Consider the following 17,013-nt stretch of genomic DNA (forward strand, 5'->3'; position numbering starts at 1 on the left):
CTCGCTCAGCGTAAGCTTGACTATACTTGCTATCAATATCTATTGCTTTGGAATAGTTTTGAATTGCCTGTTCAGGTTGTCCCATTGTGAGATTGGCCGCAGCCATTAAGTAGTATGCCTCTATGTTATTCTTATCGGCCTGGATTGCTTTATTATAATTTTCAACAGCTTTTTCTATATTGCCCTGCATATACTGCTCAAACCCTTTTTCCGTGTATTCTTTAGAGGTTTGAGCAACCGCGATTAGCGGCAGAAAGATTAATATTATAAGTAGTATTATCTTATTCATTTGGACGAAGTATAGCATATTATTTCAAATATTTGATTAATATTAGCTCCTATCCACTGGTTATTTCAGGACCTATTTTAAAGCATCCCACAAGACTTGTGCTGGGTGAAGGGCGTGGCGGTGAGTACCGTCTTTAATTTGATGGCGGCAGCTGGTTCCAGGTGCTACGACAATCACCTCTTCGCCGTGCTTTCTAACTGTTGGTAGCAGTACAAGCTCACCTACTTTCATGGATACATCAAAATGCTCGCTCTCATATCCGAATGATCCTGCCATTCCACAGCAGCCAGATGGTATCATATCCACACTATAATTTTCTGGTATTGATAGCATTTTCTTTGAATGATCTAGGGTGGTTAGAGCTTTTTGCTGACAATGGCCATGAAAAATTAGCTGTCTTTCCTGATCATTGAACATATCTGATGTGATATTGCCCTTATCAATTTCGTTAGATATAAACTCATCAAAAATATAGGTGTGTTTAGCAATATCCTTAGCAGCTTCTTTCACATCCGGATCTGCCAGATCTGGATACTCGTCTCTAAAACTGAGCACTGCAGAAGGTTCAATTCCAACAAGTGGGGTATCTTCTGAGATAAGATCTTTAAATATTCTAAGATTATTATTGGCTATGACCTTGGCCTCACGTATTAAGCCTTTAGAGATATGAGCCCTGCCGCTTTCATCGTGTTCGATGACTTGTGGATAATAACCAAGTTTATCGAGAAGCTTAATCATAGTTATGCCAATCTCTGCATCTAGATAGTTAGTAAACTCATCGCAGAAAACATAAACTTTGCCTTTATCACCTGAAGTGAATGAACTTTTGTTCTTTTTGTACCAATTTCTGACTGTTTGCAGTGAGAGTGGGGGTACGGACCGTCCTTGAGCAAATCCAGTGAGTTTTTTGATAATAGGTGCTGTTATAGAATTTGTGAACATAAAATTGTAGGCCTGAGGGAAAATGGAATTGTATTTTGCGAACATATTAAAATTCGCAATCATCCTTGAGCGCATAGGCACACCGTGTTTGTCGTAGTAGTGCTGCAAAAACTCAGCCTTAAGTTTTGCTATATCTACATCAGATGGGCATTCGGACTTACAGCCTTTGCATGATAAACACAGATCAAGGACCTCATGAATCTCCTCACTCTGGAAAGGGTCTACCTCGGATGAGCGGGTGAATATCTCTCTTAGCATATTCGCTCTAGCTCTTGTGACGTGGCGTTCATCACGAGTAGCCATATAAGATGGACACATTGTACCACCGGCATGTTCTGTTTTTCGACACTCTGCAGTCCCGTTACATCTTTCAGCATGGCGCACAAATCCCTCTGTGCCCCAGTCAAACACAGTATCAAAACTAGGTTCTTTATATCCCTCGTCATATCTTAGATTTATATTATTTCTTGGTGCATCCACAATTTTTGTAGGATTGAAAATACCTTGTGGGTCCCAAGTTGCTTTTATCTCCTTCATTAGGCCGTAAATTTTCTCGCCTAGCATAAACTCAGTGAATTCTCCCCTGAGCCATCCAGTCCCGTGTTCACCGGAGAGAAAGCCTTTATATTTTTTAACTATTTTGGCAGTCTCAAGCGTTATATCTCTAAATAACTTGATTCCCTCTTTGGTTTTTGTATTGAAATAAGGAGTAATATGAAGCTCACCCGCACTAGCGTGAGCGTAGTACATAACTGGAAGATTGTTTCTCTTTAATAGATCGTCTACATCTTGGATAAAATCTGGTAGATCATCAATAGACACTGCACAGTCATCAATATTTGTTGCGGGTTTTTCGTCTCCCTCAACGTTTGATGCAACTCCTAAAGCTGCATTTCGTAGATGCCAGACATGATCTACATCTTCTCCTGTAATTATTGGAAAATGATATCCATAACCTGCTTCTTTTACGTCGTTAATAATTTTTTCTATCTTTTGCTTAGATTCTTCTTGGGTATCACCAGCAACTTCGACAATAAGTACCGCTCCTGGCTTATCTTTTAAAAAGAAAAGCTCTTCATTTAATAGTGGATTCTCTCTTGCACACTCTATCGTATAGTCGTCAATTAGCTCGCAGGACATGATAGTATGCTGGCATATAGCAATATTTGCTCTCAGCGCACTATCTAAAGTTTTAAAATTTATACAGCTCAGGGTTCTGTGAGCAGGCGGGTGGTCTACAAGGTTTACCTTTAACTCACTTATAAAAACAAGTGTTCCAGCTGAGCCCGCAATTAGCTTGCAGAAATTAAATGGCTCTCCACCTTCTTTAAATGGCTCCATTCTAGAAAGAACATCAAGAGCATATCCAGTGTTCCTTCTAAAGATCTTTTGATCAGGGAAGTTCTCTTGAATTTCCTTTTGGTTAGCATCATCCGATAAAATATCTCTTATTTGCTGATATAATTTGGTTTCAAGAAGACTCTCATCACCACTGCATTTAGCCTCAAATTCCCCTTTTGTAAGCTCTCCAAATACTACTTCTGAGCCGTCAGCTAAAAATCCTTTAACCTCTAGTAAGTGTGTTCTGCTGTCACGATACACTACAGAGTTAGCCCCGCATGAGTTGTTACCCATCATTCCGCCAATCATGGCGCGGTTTTGTGTTGAGGTTTCGGGTCCGAAAAAAAGGTCATAGGGCTCTAAGTGTTCGTTTAGTTCATTTCTGATTACACCCGGATGAATACGGGCCCATTTCTCATCCTTATTTACTTCAAGCACTTGATTCAGATAACGTCCAACGTCAACTACAATGCCTCTGCCAATGGGTTGGCCCGACAATGAAGTTCCGGCCGCTCTAGGGGTGAGCGGAATATTTTTTTCTATTGAGAAATCTACTAGCTTTTTAATGTCTTCATGGGATTTAGGAAGAGCTACAGCACTGGGGAGCATTCTGTAGGATGAAGCGTCAGTAGCATAGAGTGTCCGTACTTTATGGCTATGATATAGATCCCCCGAGATTTGCTGCTTTAATTTTTCCCAATCAGATGTTTGGATATTAAAGTTATTCGAGGCGCCATTTGAACTCATTAGTAAACCCTCCCTAGCTATATATACACTTTTTTTATTTCAGACACAATTTTTATTATCCAGGCTGAACTATTGTAATATAAGATTATGTATATTTATAGAAGTTGCGTAAACCCTAATGCCGTTTTTCTATAATTGTCCGTAATTGTTAATATCTTGTTAGCACCCTTGGAATATATGTGTATACAATTAGAATTATTATAAAAACAAAATAGTACGAGGGAGAATATTATGAGTCCCAAAATACAGATCTCAGAAGAAATAATATCTCAGCTAAATCAAAAAGGCATAAATGAAGAAATCGCACTATCACAAATAGAGACATTTAAAAATGGAATTCCATATACTGAGTTATTAAGGCCTTGTACTGTCGGAGACGGAATTGAAAACATCGATGATTCCGTAGAAAAATATATTCAGATTTACGATCAAGAATCAGTAAATAAAAATGTAATAAAATTTGTGCCGGCCTCAGGTGCTGCAAGTCGTATGTTTAAAGAACTTCTTTCAATTAGCATCCGAGATAACGTGAACAAAAATGATCTAATAAACGACAATACAAAAGAATCGAATATTTTTCTAAAATTTATAGACAATATTGAAAAATTCGCCTTTCTTGATGATCTAATCGCATCTTTGTCTGGTGATGGTCTTGATTTAGAGACTCTACTAAATGAAGGTAACTATAAAGAGATTGCACAATATACCCTTGGAGCAAAAGGTCTTAATTATTCTAATCTTCCCAAAGGTATTATAGAGTTTCACAAATATGAAAATGGAGCAAGGACGGCTTTTGAAGAGCACTTAGTCGAAGCTAAAGTGTATTCAAAAGCTGGTGATGGAACGTGCCGTGTTCATTTTACAGTTTCTCCTGAACATATGGATAGGGTTAAGACTCTAATTAACGGGAAATCAGGACTTTATAAAGATGATAATGAACAATTTGATATAAGCTATTCAATCCAGAAGCCTTCTACTGATACCTTAGCGGTTGATATGAATAATCAGCCATTTCTCGATAATGACGGCAGATTAGTTCTACGGCCGGGAGGTCATGGAGCGCTTATCGAAAACCTAAATGATCTGGATTGCGATATCGCTTTTATAAAAAATATCGACAACGTAGTGCCAGACCGCTTAAAGGAAATAACATACTCATATAAAAAAGCCCTTGGGGGATATCTCTTAGATATACAAGCCAAAATATTCGAATATTTGAAGAGACTTGATGGTGAAACTTCTAGTGATCAGCTTTTAGAAGAGATAGATGCATTCATGCAAAATCAGCTAAAGATTCAATTGCCACAGGGCAGTAGCGGCTGGCCCAATCAGAGGAGAAAAGACTTTGCATTTTCAAAGTTAAACAGACCGCTCAGGGTCTGCGGCGTTGTGAAAAATGTGGGGGAACCAGGAGGAGGGCCATTTTGGATTACTTCGCGTGGCCAAGTATCTAGGCAGATTGTAGAGTCGGCACAGGTAAATCTTGAGTCTTTGGAGCAAAAAGCCATCTGGGAGTCATCAACTCATTTCAATCCTGTAGACCTTATATGCGGGTTAAAAGACTATAATGGTACATCCTTTGATTTAAGAAAATATGTAGACACAGATATGGGCTTTATATCATATAAATCTAAAGACGGACGAGAGCTGAAAGCACTTGAGCTTCCCGGTCTATGGAATGGAGCTATGGCCGATTGGATAAGCATTTTTATAGAAGTGCCACTTATTACTTTTAACCCTGTAAAGGGGGTATTAGATCTGCTTAGGGATGAGCATCAAAACAGTGAGTAATTATTGATGAGAAGAAAAACTGTTTTAGTTAATCTATCCGTTCAAATTCCAGAGGGACTTAGAAACTTATCAAGAACATTCTCTCAAATTTTGTTAAAAATTAATACTCTTTATGATCTACAGTCTGGCGGGACTTTGACACCAAGAGATGAAAGAAAAATCTGGAAAGAAATACCGGCCCTTTTAAGTTCTACGTCAACTGATATTGAGGTCTTATTAGATAGAGACATACAAAATCTGGAAAAGGGGATATTTGATCTTTATCCAGTATCCATAACCTTAAATAATTATGAGATAGATTTGATAATAGGAAAAATATTTGTGTCTGAAGGTGCTAGCTCAAGCTACTACGCAGGAGTTGCCGGAATTATTAATGAAAAATATAAAACTGTCCTAAATAGCTATGATTCTAAACTTGAACTACTGTGCCAAGAACTTGGTTGTTTGTCGGCAAATAAAACTGAATCAATTGTTGATAAAGCACCAAAAATAAAATGCTTAGAGGTTTTTAGCTTATCAGGCGCACTTGATATCGAACATAAACCAATCTGTATTTTTTACTCCGGTGATAGTCCTGAAAATCTCTCTGCACTGTCTAATATGACTGTTTTTATAAATCTTTATTCAGAACGATTTAAAGCTATCACAATGCAGATAGTAAAAAAATATGTACAAGGTGCAGAGCTTTTAGACGAACTGTCTGACTCGGAAATTTCAGACCTATTGTTGGTCTGGCTTAGGGGACATGATGTTGGACACTTTATTGGAGAAGATAAACTTGGTCAGAAAATGACAGAGTTTGATAGAGACTATATGATCCTACATGAGCTCAAGTCAGACTTAATTGCCCTTTACTCATTTAGGCTCTATAGAAATGATCTGCTGGATAAGGGATTACTTGAAAAGATATACTTCTTAACAGTAGCTGAAATGCTGCGCTATATAAGAAGAGGGGACATTACAAATCATCCGGACTCAGCTTCTGCATATATAGCATGGAGATATTTTGAGGACTCTGGGGCAATTAAATACAATGCTAATAGTAATAAATTTCTCATAGATATAAATATTTTAGAACAATCACTTAGCAAAATTACGCATGAGCTTTTGTCAATATTTGCTAGTGGTGATGAGGTCGCAGCCAGGAAATTGACTCACCGTTACGGTAGTTTAGAGAATAATGGTAGTAATGATAAATTCCCCGTGGACTGCAGCATTGAACTTGGCAATGCTCTTAGAGATATGAATTTGCCTTATTATATTGACTATAAATTTATAACGGATTGATTTTTCATTTATATATTCTGCCTTAGTATCCTTATTAGGTTTACAGCATAGCGTATTTTATGTCTTATAGCTTCTTGGCTTAGGTCACTCATATATTCCACAGTTTCTTCTTTTAGTTTTTTATCTTTGCTTCCAAGTTTTGAGAGCTCTTGAATCATATCGTCTAATTCTAGTAAATCATTATTTATAGATATGCTCTCAATTTCAGATAAAACTGATTTTGCTCTTTTCTTAACCTCATCAATTGCAAAGCTATCATTTGAAAGGTGTGTGATAAATAGCAGAATGTTTGCTGAATCATCATCATTTATGTTAGCGCACAGATCTTTAATGATTCCCTCATATTCATCAGTATTTGTATTGGTTGATAAGTAATTAGCCGCAAAATAATGATAAGTGTATTTATTTTTAAATTTGTAGTTGAGATCAAAGCTTTCTAAGACATTGGATTTGATTAACTCTTTTAGTACTAGATCAATCGCAATTTGATTGGTAAGGCTTTGGTTGTGGATATTTACTAAATCTTCATGTCCTACAAAATCTTTTTTATTTTCCAACATATAGAATGAAAGTTTTGAAAGTAAATCAATATATTTTTCATCCTGATCATCATCAATAAATGAACTCAGAGATTTCTTTATTATATATTCATAGTAGTTTGCGTATGAACCTTGGTTTGCTCTTTGGTTAGCTTCGTGCTGCTGATCATGCTGCAGAATTGTTAAAATAAATATTGGGTATGAAGGTACTAAGTTGTGCTCTCTTATAGTATCAATTATCTCAATACTCTTATTGATCTCATGCTCTATTTGTTGCAAATCATAATCTTCATCTTTTGAGATATTGTGCCATTTGTGAATTAAATCTATTGTGCGCTCAGCATTAAACTCCATGATTTCATATGTACTTATATTCTGATTAATTTCAGTAAAATCAAAATGGGGCTTTGCACTTAATACAATATGGCAAAATATGTTTTCTAGATTGTTCCATAGATCGGTTAAGACATTGCTACTGCATTCTAAACCATCTATATTATCAATGAAAAGTATTTTTTCGTGTTTTCTTTGATCCTTTATGTAGTTATAACTATCTGCGTCATAACTTTGTTCAAATTTACTGTAAACTATGTTCAAAAAAGTTTTAAAATCTTCTATGTTTTTTCCATTTACATCAATATATATTGGGTATTTATTGATCTTCAGATAGTTTCTAATCAAGGCTTTTACTAGCGCAGTTTTGCCCGAGTCTTGTGAGCCAACAATCATTATTGCTTTTTCTTTGCTCCAAATATCCAGAAGTATACTCGAATTGTTAACCAGCTTAGATTCATCTCTAATGTCAGGAAATATATATATATCATCCAAAAAAATTTGATTCTTATTAGGATGGTTAAGATTGAATCCAGGATTATCAATAAAATCTTCAAAATGAGCTTGTAAATTTATTCTTCTCATACTCTTTTGTGCGCAATGTAAATTTCAAGAATTATTTATTAAACTATATCTTAATGGGAAAGTTTGTAGAAGTACAAATTTAGTATTTGCTATTTGGTTTAGACAATTATGGATTTAGAAGTCCAAATACTAGAAAAACAGCTCCGAACCACAAGCCTAAAGCAATCATGACTGTTGAAATAGCAATAGATATATACTCTATTTTAGAGGAACCAAAGAGACGCTTAGACTTTATTGATTCTGGCTCATTATGTTCTTCAGGACCATAAGTTTGAATACTCTTTTTATAATTAGACCAAAGAAAGTAATAGTTTAGCCCTGATCCAATTACCGATATCCAAAGAGATAATGTTGATCCTTTAATATAATATTCTTCTATAAAATTTTGTAATGTGGATCTAAAAATTAAAGTGCCACCTAAACAAAGAAGTGTAAGTATTGATAATAGTCTGAGCAAACTAATTGTAGAACTGTAGTAGTTGGCTTTGTTTATCTTAAGTTCAATTTTTTTCATTAAAATTGCTCTCACTCCTACCATTGAACATAATTCTATTATAATATGGTTTTGTAGATATTTTGTAAACGAGGATTTATGATTTATTTAATGCAGCTAAATTCCATGTTGAATAAAAAGTATATCTTTACAGTGATCCTATTAGTATCAGCTCTTTTCGCTTGCAAGATAGAAGAGCAAACTCCGGTACATATAGCCCAAGAAATGAGAACTCGGGCATGCTTGGGTGATGTTGAGGGTTTTTATTCTTATATAGACAGAGCTTCTATAGAAAAAAATTTGCAACAGCTAGCTGTACAAAAAATAAATCAGCAAACAAATAATACTTCATATGTTGAAGAATTTAAAGAAGTTGTTTTACCAAGTTTAATTGTTCTTAAATGGGAAGTTATAAATGCAGAGTTAAGTAGAGCTGACGAGGGAGTTTTTTGCCGATTTACAATTATTAGCGACGAAAATAATCCAAGCGTTGTACAAATAGTTTATCCTCAAGGAGAAATATCTAAGTGGCTATTTGAGTCTCGGTCAGGACGTAATATCTTAGTATCTATTGAAGATGAAAAACCATTTGACTTTGCAAATCTGGATATGGAATTAGGCCAAGGCCAAATAGAAACTGCTAATAACGAAAAATCAGAGAAAGTAATTAACGAAACTGATTCTAAAGAGCCTATAGACCTAGAAGAAAAGGCTGAAGATGTAATTCCTAAACAAGAACTGGATCAAGGTTTAGTAGCTAATGATGGTCGAGATGATAATGATAGTTCAATTTCCAAAGACACTGATCAAGAACTGGTTGTCGAAGAACCAATAAATCCTGAATTAGAACCTAATGATAAGAGTTATCCGGCTTTAAATATAGCATCTGATTTTGGTAAGGCTAGATGGGGCATGACCAGGGAACAGGTCATTCAAGCTGAAGCATCTAATCCAAATTGGGAATCCCCCACTTCAATTGGATACAGTCATAATAACAACGGCCACATCGCACATACCGAATATATCTTTACGGCTAATCGTCTAACCATGGGGCAATACTTAATAGTAGTACCAAATTCAGAGGAAGACCGCTATTTAAAAGAATATGAAAATCAAAAAAATCTTATATCCAGAAAATTTGGTAGTCCAAAGATACATGAAGAAAACTGGTTAAACTCTTTATACAAGGATAAGCCTGAGCGTCATGGATTTGCAGTCTATATTGGTCATCTGAGTTATAAGTCCAAATGGGACACAGAGCGCACTGAAGTTTTACTTGAGCTTAAAAGTAATAATTATAATATGACATTAGAGACGCATTATTCTCAGAATTAATCAGTATATCAAAATGCAAATCATTGCAATATTTGGGCATACCTTTTATAATCAACTATATAGTTCCTGTTTTATTGTTACTACAGTAATTTGCGTACAAATAATAAAGTAATATATAAAGATTTATTTCCTAAATACAGCCGGTTGTTATCATAGAGAGTTTATGTTTTGATAGAATACAAAGTTGAAAATATAACACTTACGGATGATGAAAAGTCTTTCGTCGTTGATTTGAGCGTTGAGATGGAAGATGTGGACTTTGATTCAGATCCTGTTTACCTATCTTTAACCTTTACTATAGTTAATGATTCAAGTGATCTTGAGAATATTAAAGAAAAGGCAGTTATTAAAGGCAAGGGTCTTTTAAAAAGAGTCCTGCTAGAAGATGCTCAGCAAGAACTGTTCTAGAATAAATTCCTGATTATAAATAAACTTAAAATTTAATCTTTTGAATTTTTCGACCATGTCCGAAAATGGCGAGCATTCTTCTAGTAACCCATGTATATTCCTAGTATGAAGTCAAAAGAAGATATTTACTACGAGGCAATTCTTACAAGAGATTACCGGTTTGATGGAAAGTTTTTTGCAGGCTCTACATCAACTTGGATATATTGCAGACCGATATGCCCAGCAAAGCCGAAAAGGGAGAATGTCAGATTTTTCGATACAGCAATAGAAGCTGAAAGTGCAGGTTTTAGACCATGTCTTCGTTGCCATCCAGAAAGTGCTCCATCCTCACCTGCATGGCTTGGGAAAAGCAATATAGTAAAACGCGGGTTAAACATTCTGTTAGGAGCTGATTTCTATGAATATGATGAGGATAGTTTTGCAAACGTCCTAGGAATAAGCGCAAGACATGTAAGACGCCTATTTCTAGATGAAATTGGCAGAACTCCTAAAAGCATAGCGGATACAAACAGGCTCGACTTTGCAAGAAAGCTAATCGTAGAAACAGATTTGCCGTTTTCTAAGATAGCATTTGCATCTGGATTCTCATCAATAAGGCGTTTTAACGATGCGATTAAAAAACGCTTTACTAGAGCACCGTCCGCTCTTCGAAAGTCTAAATCAAGAGCACAAAATGAATTAAGCGCAATAAAACTGGAGCTTTCGTACCGCCCGCCTTTTTCATGGTCTGATCATCTTAACTTTTACTCTAAACATAGTATTTCTGGTCTTGAGCAGATTGAAGATCAATCCTATTTTCGCCTATTCAGCAAATATGGAACATTAGGACAAATTAAAGTTACGCACTCAAAAGAAAAACCGGTATTATTGGTGACTGTAACTGCATTAGATTACAACTGTTTATATCCACTGACTCAAAACATAAGACAGATGTTTGATTTAAACACTGATCCGCTTTTAGTTTCAAATGCTTTTCAATCTGATAGAAAACTAAATAAACTTATCAAAAGAAATCCGGGCCTAAGATTATCTAGATTTTGGGATGCATATGAGGGAGCCATTTGTACAATACTTGGACAACTCGTATCACTTGCCCAGGCAAGAAAATTGGTAGGCCGTATTGTAGAAAAATATGGCGAAGTTGTTACGAATCCATGGACTGGCAACGAAATAAAGCTCTTTCCAACGCCAAAAGTACTAAGTAATGCAAAATTAGATGATATTGGTACAACTAAAATGCGTGCATCAGCTATAAATCAGCTATCTACAAAAGTGGTAAATGGCGATATAAGGCTAGACCCTTCATTAGAGAATAAGGATCTTAGGGAAGCTCTAGTCTCAATCAAAGGAATTGGACCCTGGACAGCAGATTATATAGCACTTAGAGCTTTGGGGGAGCCTGATATATTTCCTAAAGAGGATCTCGTATTAAGACGAAGTTTGAATACTCATCCCTATATTAATTTAGTAAATGCAGCGCCATATAGATCATATCTGGCAGCTCATTTGTGGAGTGATAAGACTAAAAAACATTATTTGGAGGTCAATCAATGAAATATTTTTATACTAATATGACAAGTCCTGTTGGTAAATTGACTTTAGTGGCAGATGAGCACAATCTTTGTGCTATTTGTTTCCCTAATCAAAAACCTGATAAACGAAAATTTCCGAATCTGAAAAAAAATGAAAACCTAAGAGTTCTTAAATCCTCGGTGAATCAACTAAGTGATTATTTTGCTGGCAAAACTCAAAAATTTGATTTACCCCTACGCCCAGTCGGTACAGATTTTCAGGAAAATGTATGGAAAGCTCTTAGGTCTATAAAATATGGTAAAACTGTTTCTTATGGAGATATAGCAAAAAAAATAGGTAATCCTAAGGCAGTTAGAGCAGTAGGGTCTGCAATAGGGAAAAATCCTCTTTCTATTATAGTTCCATGCCATAGAGTAATTGGTGCAAACGGCAAACTCACAGGTTTTGCCGGAGGGCTTAAAACAAAAGAGTTTCTGCTTAATTTTGAGAGTAAATAATATTCTTAGTAGGAATAAGTTGTATGAAGTAATATAATCGTTGATGTCAAATAAAGATCCAGAGAATATCGCTGATGTAACAATTGATTGGCTATCTGAACGATTAGCAGAGTCTAGCTTACTGTCCAGATCTTACATAACTAAATTTTATATAGAAGATATAGCAGAGGGAAGAGCTTGGCTTAGCTCTGTAGTTAGAGTTAAGCTCGAATATGATAGCAATCCTGATGAGCTTCCGTATTCATTTGTGATCAAACTTTCCCAATCTAAAGACAACAGAAGTAAAGAATATGAAGTTGAGGCATATAAGAGAGAAATAAACTTTTATGAGCAAATAGCTCCAAGTCTTCCTATGAGGCTCCCAAAATTATATTATTCCAACCATAAAAATTTGATGATTCTCGAAGATTTAAGCTTTCTAAAGCCTGGAGATCAGCTTGAAGGAATTGACAACGAAAAAAAGTTCATAACCTTAGAGGCATTAGCCAAGCTGCATGCAGCTTATTGGAATAGAAATGAGCTGAACCAATACGAGTGGTTGCCTGACACCAATAATGTAGAAAAGGATTTTGATAACAACTGGGATTCTTTTGTAGATCTTTGTGGATATTTTATTGACCCAAAAGCGCTTAGAATTGGCGAGAAGCTAAAGGGTAATACACGCTGGTTGATTCAGGAAATTTCAAAAAAGCCACAAACACTTGCTCATGATGACATGAAGCTCGACAATCTACTCTTTGGAGAGCCAAAAACGAGCGAAGCAGTTGTGATATTAGATTGGCAGTTTGTGATAAAAAGTATGGGAACAATAGATGTTGCAAGATTCATAGGCGGGGGACTAAACCCTGATCAAAGAGCCGGGCATCAAATTGAATATCTTAGATTTTGGTATGACAAGCTTGTTGAAAATGGAGTAAGCAATTATAGCTGGGAAGATGCTCAGGGAGACTTTCAATTGGCAGCGCTATATTGTTTGTTGTTCCCTGTGAAGTTCCATAAAGGCATTTCAAGTGCCAAGGGTAGGGCACTTGAGTATATCCAGTCCCTATACAGCGGACTCTTTTTGCTGGCTGAAGAAGTTGATGCAGGATCTATGCTGAAATGATTTCTGAAAATATATTCATGCGAAAATTCTAAGAAATGTTTCTCAGTACATGTTGTAAAGCCAATACATTGTTTTTCCAAGCCTCAAAATCTTCGGATTCTTTCCATAACCTAAATAGTTCAGAATCATCATTAAGAATAAGATCTATTACGTTACTAGCTTTAGCCGGTAAATTCCCTATATCTAGATTTTTATTATCATTAATCCATTTTTGTGCATTCTCAGGCAATTCTCCACGAGAACTTCCTGATAAACCGGCAATAACTTCAGATGCGGCAAGAGCCACGCTAGCATCCCATGATTCAATCTCTTCATCAACTTCAAGTGCCTCTTTCAACAGTCTAATATCTGAGCTTTGTGCTAAATCATGCAGCCAATCTAATGCATCGTCATTTTCAAATGTCGTAATACCCCAAGTGCCCATAATATTGTCTTCCTTAAATGCCATGCACAAGTGTCTTTTATCATAATCTATATACTATCTTTTCAATCAAAGCAAGAATAATAATATATTTAGTAAATCTATATATCTGTACATGAATATCTTGATTATATATTTATTATATTGTACAATCGTTCAATAACTCTTGGGTCGAGTTATTAGGGACTTAGCCCCAATACCAAACATTTAGAACTTAGAAAGGAGATATAAAATGGGTCCGATATATAGAAACAGCCATATAGGCTTGTGCTCGAATGTGATTTCACATCTGCTTATTATAATTGCAGCATGTATGATGATTATTGCTTATAGTTTTCAGGAATCATCCATTGCTAGTGAAGAAGGAATCAGTTTTGAATTTTGTAATACGTTATCTACTTCGATAATCGCTACTGATGGAGGCTTAGTAGATATTGCCAGTATTGACCGTTCGGAGATCTCAAGAGTGCTTATTGATAATGGAACTGTCGAAGACGTGGCTTCTGATTTAGAAAGTGTCTGTGGTTATAGCTCTGTTATTATTTTTGATCCTAATATTTCTCAAAAAGCTCATCTTACAGAACCAATAAATGTATTGCCAAATTCGATACTCGGTGCATGTAGCAGTAACATTGTAATGGTTGAAGTTATTCAAGATCATAAATGTACTGATTTCATAGTTCCTATGTGTGGTGAAAATAGAATTAATCCTTGGACTGATATTCGAGTCAATCCTTGGACCGACTTAAGAGTAAACCCATGGACAGATCTCCGAATCAATCCTTGGACTGATTTACGGAATATGTGTGCTGATGATAGAGGATTTGTATGGAGTGATGTACGAATAAACCCTTGGACAGATGTTAGGATTAATCCCTGGACTGATTTGAGAATAAACCCGTGGACTGACTCAAGAGGTTTTGTTTGGAGTGATTAACTATCTTGGGGAATTTATGTTCCCTTAGTTATAAGATGGCAAAGTTATTTTGATTTGTTGAATAGTTTTTAGAAACTGGCGCGCCCGGAGGGAGTCGAACCCCCAACCTCTTGATCCGTAGTCAAGCACTCTGTCCAGTTGAGCTACGGGCGCACACTGGGCTAATTAGTTTACTGAAAATCAGATTCACATCAATATGTCAGAGTTTTTTTATACGTGATATTTTCCTATTGCGTACTTACTTAATTCATATATCATATAGTCCAAATCATGAATAGTCTCGAAGCCAAACTAGACCGGGAAGTTATCGCCTACCTTACCAAAGTTGAAGATATGCCAGAAGTAAAGTCTCTCATCTCAGGAGACATTTCAAAAGGTGTCTATATTAAATTTCTTAAGACTTTTTATATTCTTGAAGATATAAGTCAAAGAGCAGTAAATTTAGCAAGCCAGATGACCAAAGAGGCTAATCCTTATCTTAGTAAGAGGTTTGATGTATGTGCAAAAGGGGAGCTTGGTCATGCTGAGATTGCGCTTGAGGACCTTAACAATTTAGGAGTTAAAAATGTTGAGTTGTCTGATGTCCCCATGGCATCAGATTACGACGATATGCTTCAGGACTGCGCCCGAGAGTTTCCGCTCGGAGTGTTGGGTCACTCGTATTTATTTGAAAACACTTCTGGAGCAATGTTCCCAAAACATAGACCAATTGATTATCCATCTCGATTTGTAGAGATCCATGCTAAAGAAGATCCTGGGCATTCAATAGCTATTAAAAGAACCATTAGACATATCGAGAATGATTTGTCTGAAAATGACGAAGCTAGAATCCTATCTTTTGCCAACCAAAGTGGACAATTCCTCTTAAAAGTATTTGATACAATCACAATTTAAAACCAGACAAAATTAGATCAATTCGCTGTACAAATGCATAACTATGTCTAACTACAATTGGTTTGTGGCGGAGAGGGAGGGATTCGAACCCTCGAAGGAGAATAACCCCCTTACTCGCTTAGCAGGCGAGCGCCTTCGACCACTCGGCCACCTCTCCAGATAGGTTTTTATTTAAGGGGATTGATTATACCAGTATGAGTAAAAAATATCTAACTCTTATCTTATTTCAAACTCCATATTATTGTAAGGCAAGAGGAGAAAAACATATCCCACCTTGCTTGAGACCCCGTAATCTTAATTAATAATATTGCGCAAGGTGGGATATGATCACACTTCAGGAGGCTTGCTTTAATTCAAAATACGTAGCAGCATTTCCGGGTTCGGGAACTAAAAGTCCCTCTTGTTTTAAGCCTTCAAGGTGGAGCTTGACGGCTCCCATCATAAGTTCCTTGGTTTCTTCTACTGTGTCGCCTACTACTACGCAACCGGGCAAGTCTGGGCTATAAGCGGAGTAGCAGTTAGAAGACTCCTCGATGGTAAATTCGTATTGTTCCTTTCCTATAATTTCTTGTGTTTCAAAACATTGATTGATTGAGTGAAATAATGCACCTTCTGCTAGTTCTTTGTCCATCCTACAATTAATTGTGAGTCTGCTTCTTTGGCTTCTTAGTTTGAATTGTCTGTGGCATCCGGAAATTCGAACAAGATACCAGCCCTTATTCTCAACTAAAAACTTTATCATCTCTCTCACTCTCATTTTGCCATCCTCTTTGTAATTCAGTCTCCTCTTCACCCATTTTTAATCTTTTTCGTACATAAGAACATTATCAAATGGAGGCCCTGTCATGTTCTCATCAAGGAAATTGCTTATCGCTTCCTCGATGATTTTTGACTGGCTTTTTCTGCTAACAAATGAATAGAGGCGAAGACGCTCGTAGAGAAGAGCGGGTATGTAAAGTGAGCCTCTATGCATCTTATTAGGATTCGCTCTTTGTTTTATTGTTCCTGCTGTCACAATTTATTTATAACATCATTACGTAATGATGTCAACCCGTTTTAATATGAATATCCTGCGATGGCCTTAAATGCCTGCAATCATTGTATATTATATGTCGAAAAAATATGGCTCAAAATAGAGGGTTTGAGTTAAAGTGTGTTATATAGCACACTTCTAAAAGGTCTTTATCAATTTTAATGGAAATAGTGTAATGATTACAGCGGTTTAAGTCGAAAAAGTCTTTTTCTCCGCTATGGTTAATGATTATTTAATATTTTTGCACGTTATATCCATCTTCGAACGCGCTTTTTATACTCTGTATATTCATTACCAAATTTTTGCTCAAGATAAGCTTCCTCTCTCTCGATCACGCCTTTTTGCATAACTATGACAAATAGAGGGACCATAAATGCTATCCATAATGTGTTTAAGAAAATGGAAACACCTATTAGAAGAATCACCAGGGAAAGATACATCGGGTTTCTTGTATACGAATACACGCTTGTTTTCACTATTGAATTTGCTGGTTTTCTGACATC

Annotated in this window: 17 protein-coding genes and 2 tRNA genes; 9 read left to right on the plus strand and 10 right to left on the minus strand. The window is 36.2% G+C overall.

Features of this window, described 5'->3' with window-relative positions:
• The coding region (locus AAF462_02390; protein MEM7007962.1) for a tetratricopeptide repeat protein at positions 1 to 289 on the minus strand (289 nt) is incomplete at its 3' end.
• Between the two features lie 72 nt (positions 290 to 361).
• Positions 362 to 3,319 carry an FAD-linked oxidase C-terminal domain-containing protein gene (locus AAF462_02395; protein MEM7007963.1) on the minus strand — a complete coding sequence of 986 codons (2,958 nt, stop codon included), beginning with the start codon at positions 3,317 to 3,319 and terminating at the stop codon, positions 362 to 364.
• Positions 3,320 to 3,550: 231 nt separating this feature from the next.
• Here AAF462_02395 and AAF462_02400 point away from each other — a divergent pair, with 231 nt between their 5' ends.
• Both AAF462_02400 and AAF462_02405 read left to right on the plus strand, forming a co-directional pair.
• The gene (locus AAF462_02400) at positions 3,551 to 5,110 is read left to right on the plus strand and encodes a DUF4301 family protein (GenBank protein MEM7007964.1); all 1,560 of its coding nucleotides are present in this window, start codon (positions 3,551 to 3,553) and stop codon (positions 5,108 to 5,110) included.
• 6 nt (positions 5,111 to 5,116) lie between these two features.
• Complete coding sequence (locus AAF462_02405) at positions 5,117 to 6,397, plus strand: hypothetical protein (protein MEM7007965.1); 1,281 nt, start codon at positions 5,117 to 5,119, stop codon at positions 6,395 to 6,397.
• 8 nt (positions 6,398 to 6,405) lie between these two features.
• On the opposite strand, the gene AAF462_02410 is transcribed toward AAF462_02405, so the two are convergent.
• On the minus strand, positions 6,406 to 7,854 hold the full coding sequence (locus AAF462_02410) for an ATP-binding protein (GenBank protein ID MEM7007966.1): 1,449 nt from the start codon (positions 7,852 to 7,854) through the stop codon (positions 6,406 to 6,408).
• 106 nt (positions 7,855 to 7,960) lie between these two features.
• Positions 7,961 to 8,368 (minus strand): hypothetical protein, encoded by a 408-nt coding sequence (locus tag AAF462_02415; GenBank protein MEM7007967.1) that lies wholly within the window; start codon positions 8,366 to 8,368, stop codon positions 7,961 to 7,963.
• Between the two features lie 105 nt (positions 8,369 to 8,473).
• Here AAF462_02415 and AAF462_02420 point away from each other — a divergent pair, with 105 nt between their 5' ends.
• The 5 genes from AAF462_02420 to AAF462_02440 all read left to right on the plus strand — a co-directional run bounded on the left by AAF462_02420 (position 8,474) and on the right by AAF462_02440 (position 13,225).
• Positions 8,474 to 9,682, plus strand: coding sequence for a hypothetical protein (locus tag AAF462_02420; protein MEM7007968.1), 1,209 nt, complete (start codon positions 8,474 to 8,476; stop codon positions 9,680 to 9,682).
• 168 nt (positions 9,683 to 9,850) lie between these two features.
• Positions 9,851 to 10,090, plus strand: a complete 240-nt coding sequence (locus AAF462_02425; protein MEM7007969.1) for a hypothetical protein — start codon at positions 9,851 to 9,853, stop codon at positions 10,088 to 10,090.
• A gap of 105 nt (positions 10,091 to 10,195) precedes the next feature.
• Complete coding sequence (locus AAF462_02430; protein ID MEM7007970.1) at positions 10,196 to 11,644, plus strand: AlkA N-terminal domain-containing protein; 1,449 nt, start codon at positions 10,196 to 10,198, stop codon at positions 11,642 to 11,644.
• Positions 11,641 to 12,120, plus strand: coding sequence for a methylated-DNA--[protein]-cysteine S-methyltransferase (locus tag AAF462_02435; protein ID MEM7007971.1), 480 nt, complete (start codon positions 11,641 to 11,643; stop codon positions 12,118 to 12,120). Before AAF462_02430 ends, AAF462_02435 begins: the two co-directional genes overlap by 4 nt.
• Positions 12,121 to 12,163: 43 nt before the next feature.
• Complete coding sequence (locus AAF462_02440) at positions 12,164 to 13,225, plus strand: oxidoreductase family protein (GenBank protein ID MEM7007972.1); 1,062 nt, start codon at positions 12,164 to 12,166, stop codon at positions 13,223 to 13,225.
• Between the two features lie 28 nt (positions 13,226 to 13,253).
• Here AAF462_02440 and AAF462_02445 read toward each other — a convergent pair whose 3' ends face one another.
• Complete coding sequence (locus tag AAF462_02445; protein ID MEM7007973.1) at positions 13,254 to 13,673, minus strand: DUF4259 domain-containing protein; 420 nt, start codon at positions 13,671 to 13,673, stop codon at positions 13,254 to 13,256.
• Between the two features lie 205 nt (positions 13,674 to 13,878).
• Between AAF462_02445 and AAF462_02450 the strand changes: the two genes are divergently transcribed.
• The gene (locus AAF462_02450; protein ID MEM7007974.1) at positions 13,879 to 14,583 is read left to right on the plus strand and encodes a hypothetical protein; all 705 of its coding nucleotides are present in this window, start codon (positions 13,879 to 13,881) and stop codon (positions 14,581 to 14,583) included.
• A gap of 76 nt (positions 14,584 to 14,659) precedes the next feature.
• On the opposite strand, the gene AAF462_02455 is transcribed toward AAF462_02450, so the two are convergent.
• A tRNA-Arg gene (locus tag AAF462_02455) sits at positions 14,660 to 14,736 on the minus strand.
• A gap of 117 nt (positions 14,737 to 14,853) precedes the next feature.
• On the opposite strand from AAF462_02455, the gene AAF462_02460 reads away from it, so the two are divergent.
• Positions 14,854 to 15,477 (plus strand): hypothetical protein, encoded by a 624-nt coding sequence (locus AAF462_02460; GenBank protein ID MEM7007975.1) that lies wholly within the window; start codon positions 14,854 to 14,856, stop codon positions 15,475 to 15,477.
• Positions 15,478 to 15,542: 65 nt separating this feature from the next.
• Here AAF462_02460 and AAF462_02465 read toward each other — a convergent pair.
• The 4 genes from AAF462_02465 to AAF462_02480 form a co-directional block, all read right to left on the minus strand.
• Positions 15,543 to 15,634 (minus strand) — tRNA-Ser (locus AAF462_02465).
• A 177-nt stretch (positions 15,635 to 15,811) separates the two neighbouring features.
• On the minus strand, positions 15,812 to 16,234 hold the full coding sequence (locus AAF462_02470; protein MEM7007976.1) for a type II toxin-antitoxin system HicB family antitoxin: 423 nt from the start codon (positions 16,232 to 16,234) through the stop codon (positions 15,812 to 15,814).
• A gap of 42 nt (positions 16,235 to 16,276) precedes the next feature.
• Positions 16,277 to 16,492: a hypothetical protein gene (locus AAF462_02475; GenBank protein ID MEM7007977.1), complete on the minus strand. Its 216-nt coding sequence runs from the start codon at positions 16,490 to 16,492 to the stop codon at positions 16,277 to 16,279.
• Between the two features lie 266 nt (positions 16,493 to 16,758).
• Positions 16,759 to 17,013, minus strand: a 255-nt coding sequence (locus tag AAF462_02480) for an isoprenylcysteine carboxylmethyltransferase family protein (GenBank protein MEM7007978.1), incomplete at its 5' end; no start/stop codon positions are given.

It is taken from the genome of Thermodesulfobacteriota bacterium, from assembly GCA_039028315.1.
GTDB lineage: Bacteria > Desulfobacterota_D > UBA1144 > Nemesobacterales > UBA2774 > CR02bin9.

Bases quoted from the DNA above. Each gene is read 5' to 3' on its own strand.
- AAF462_02395 (MEM7007963.1), bottom strand. From the start codon at position 3,319: ATGAGTTCAAATGGCGCCTCGAATAACTTTAATATCCAAACATCTGAT.
- AAF462_02400 (MEM7007964.1), top strand. From the start codon at position 3,551: ATGAGTCCCAAAATACAGATCTCAGAAGAAATAATATCTCAGCTAAAT.
- AAF462_02405 (MEM7007965.1), top strand. From the start codon at position 5,117: ATGAGAAGAAAAACTGTTTTAGTTAATCTATCCGTTCAAATTCCAGAG.
- AAF462_02410 (MEM7007966.1), bottom strand. From the start codon at position 7,854: ATGAGAAGAATAAATTTACAAGCTCATTTTGAAGATTTTATTGATAAT.
- AAF462_02415 (MEM7007967.1), bottom strand. From the start codon at position 8,368: ATGAAAAAAATTGAACTTAAGATAAACAAAGCCAACTACTACAGTTCT.
- AAF462_02420 (MEM7007968.1), top strand. From the start codon at position 8,474: ATGTTGAATAAAAAGTATATCTTTACAGTGATCCTATTAGTATCAGCT.
- AAF462_02430 (MEM7007970.1), top strand. From the start codon at position 10,196: ATGAAGTCAAAAGAAGATATTTACTACGAGGCAATTCTTACAAGAGAT.
- AAF462_02435 (MEM7007971.1), top strand. From the start codon at position 11,641: ATGAAATATTTTTATACTAATATGACAAGTCCTGTTGGTAAATTGACT.
- AAF462_02440 (MEM7007972.1), top strand. From the start codon at position 12,164: ATGTCAAATAAAGATCCAGAGAATATCGCTGATGTAACAATTGATTGG.
- AAF462_02445 (MEM7007973.1), bottom strand. From the start codon at position 13,673: ATGGCATTTAAGGAAGACAATATTATGGGCACTTGGGGTATTACGACA.
- AAF462_02450 (MEM7007974.1), top strand. From the start codon at position 13,879: ATGGGTCCGATATATAGAAACAGCCATATAGGCTTGTGCTCGAATGTG.
- AAF462_02460 (MEM7007975.1), top strand. From the start codon at position 14,854: ATGAATAGTCTCGAAGCCAAACTAGACCGGGAAGTTATCGCCTACCTT.
- AAF462_02470 (MEM7007976.1), bottom strand. From the start codon at position 16,234: ATGAGAGTGAGAGAGATGATAAAGTTTTTAGTTGAGAATAAGGGCTGG.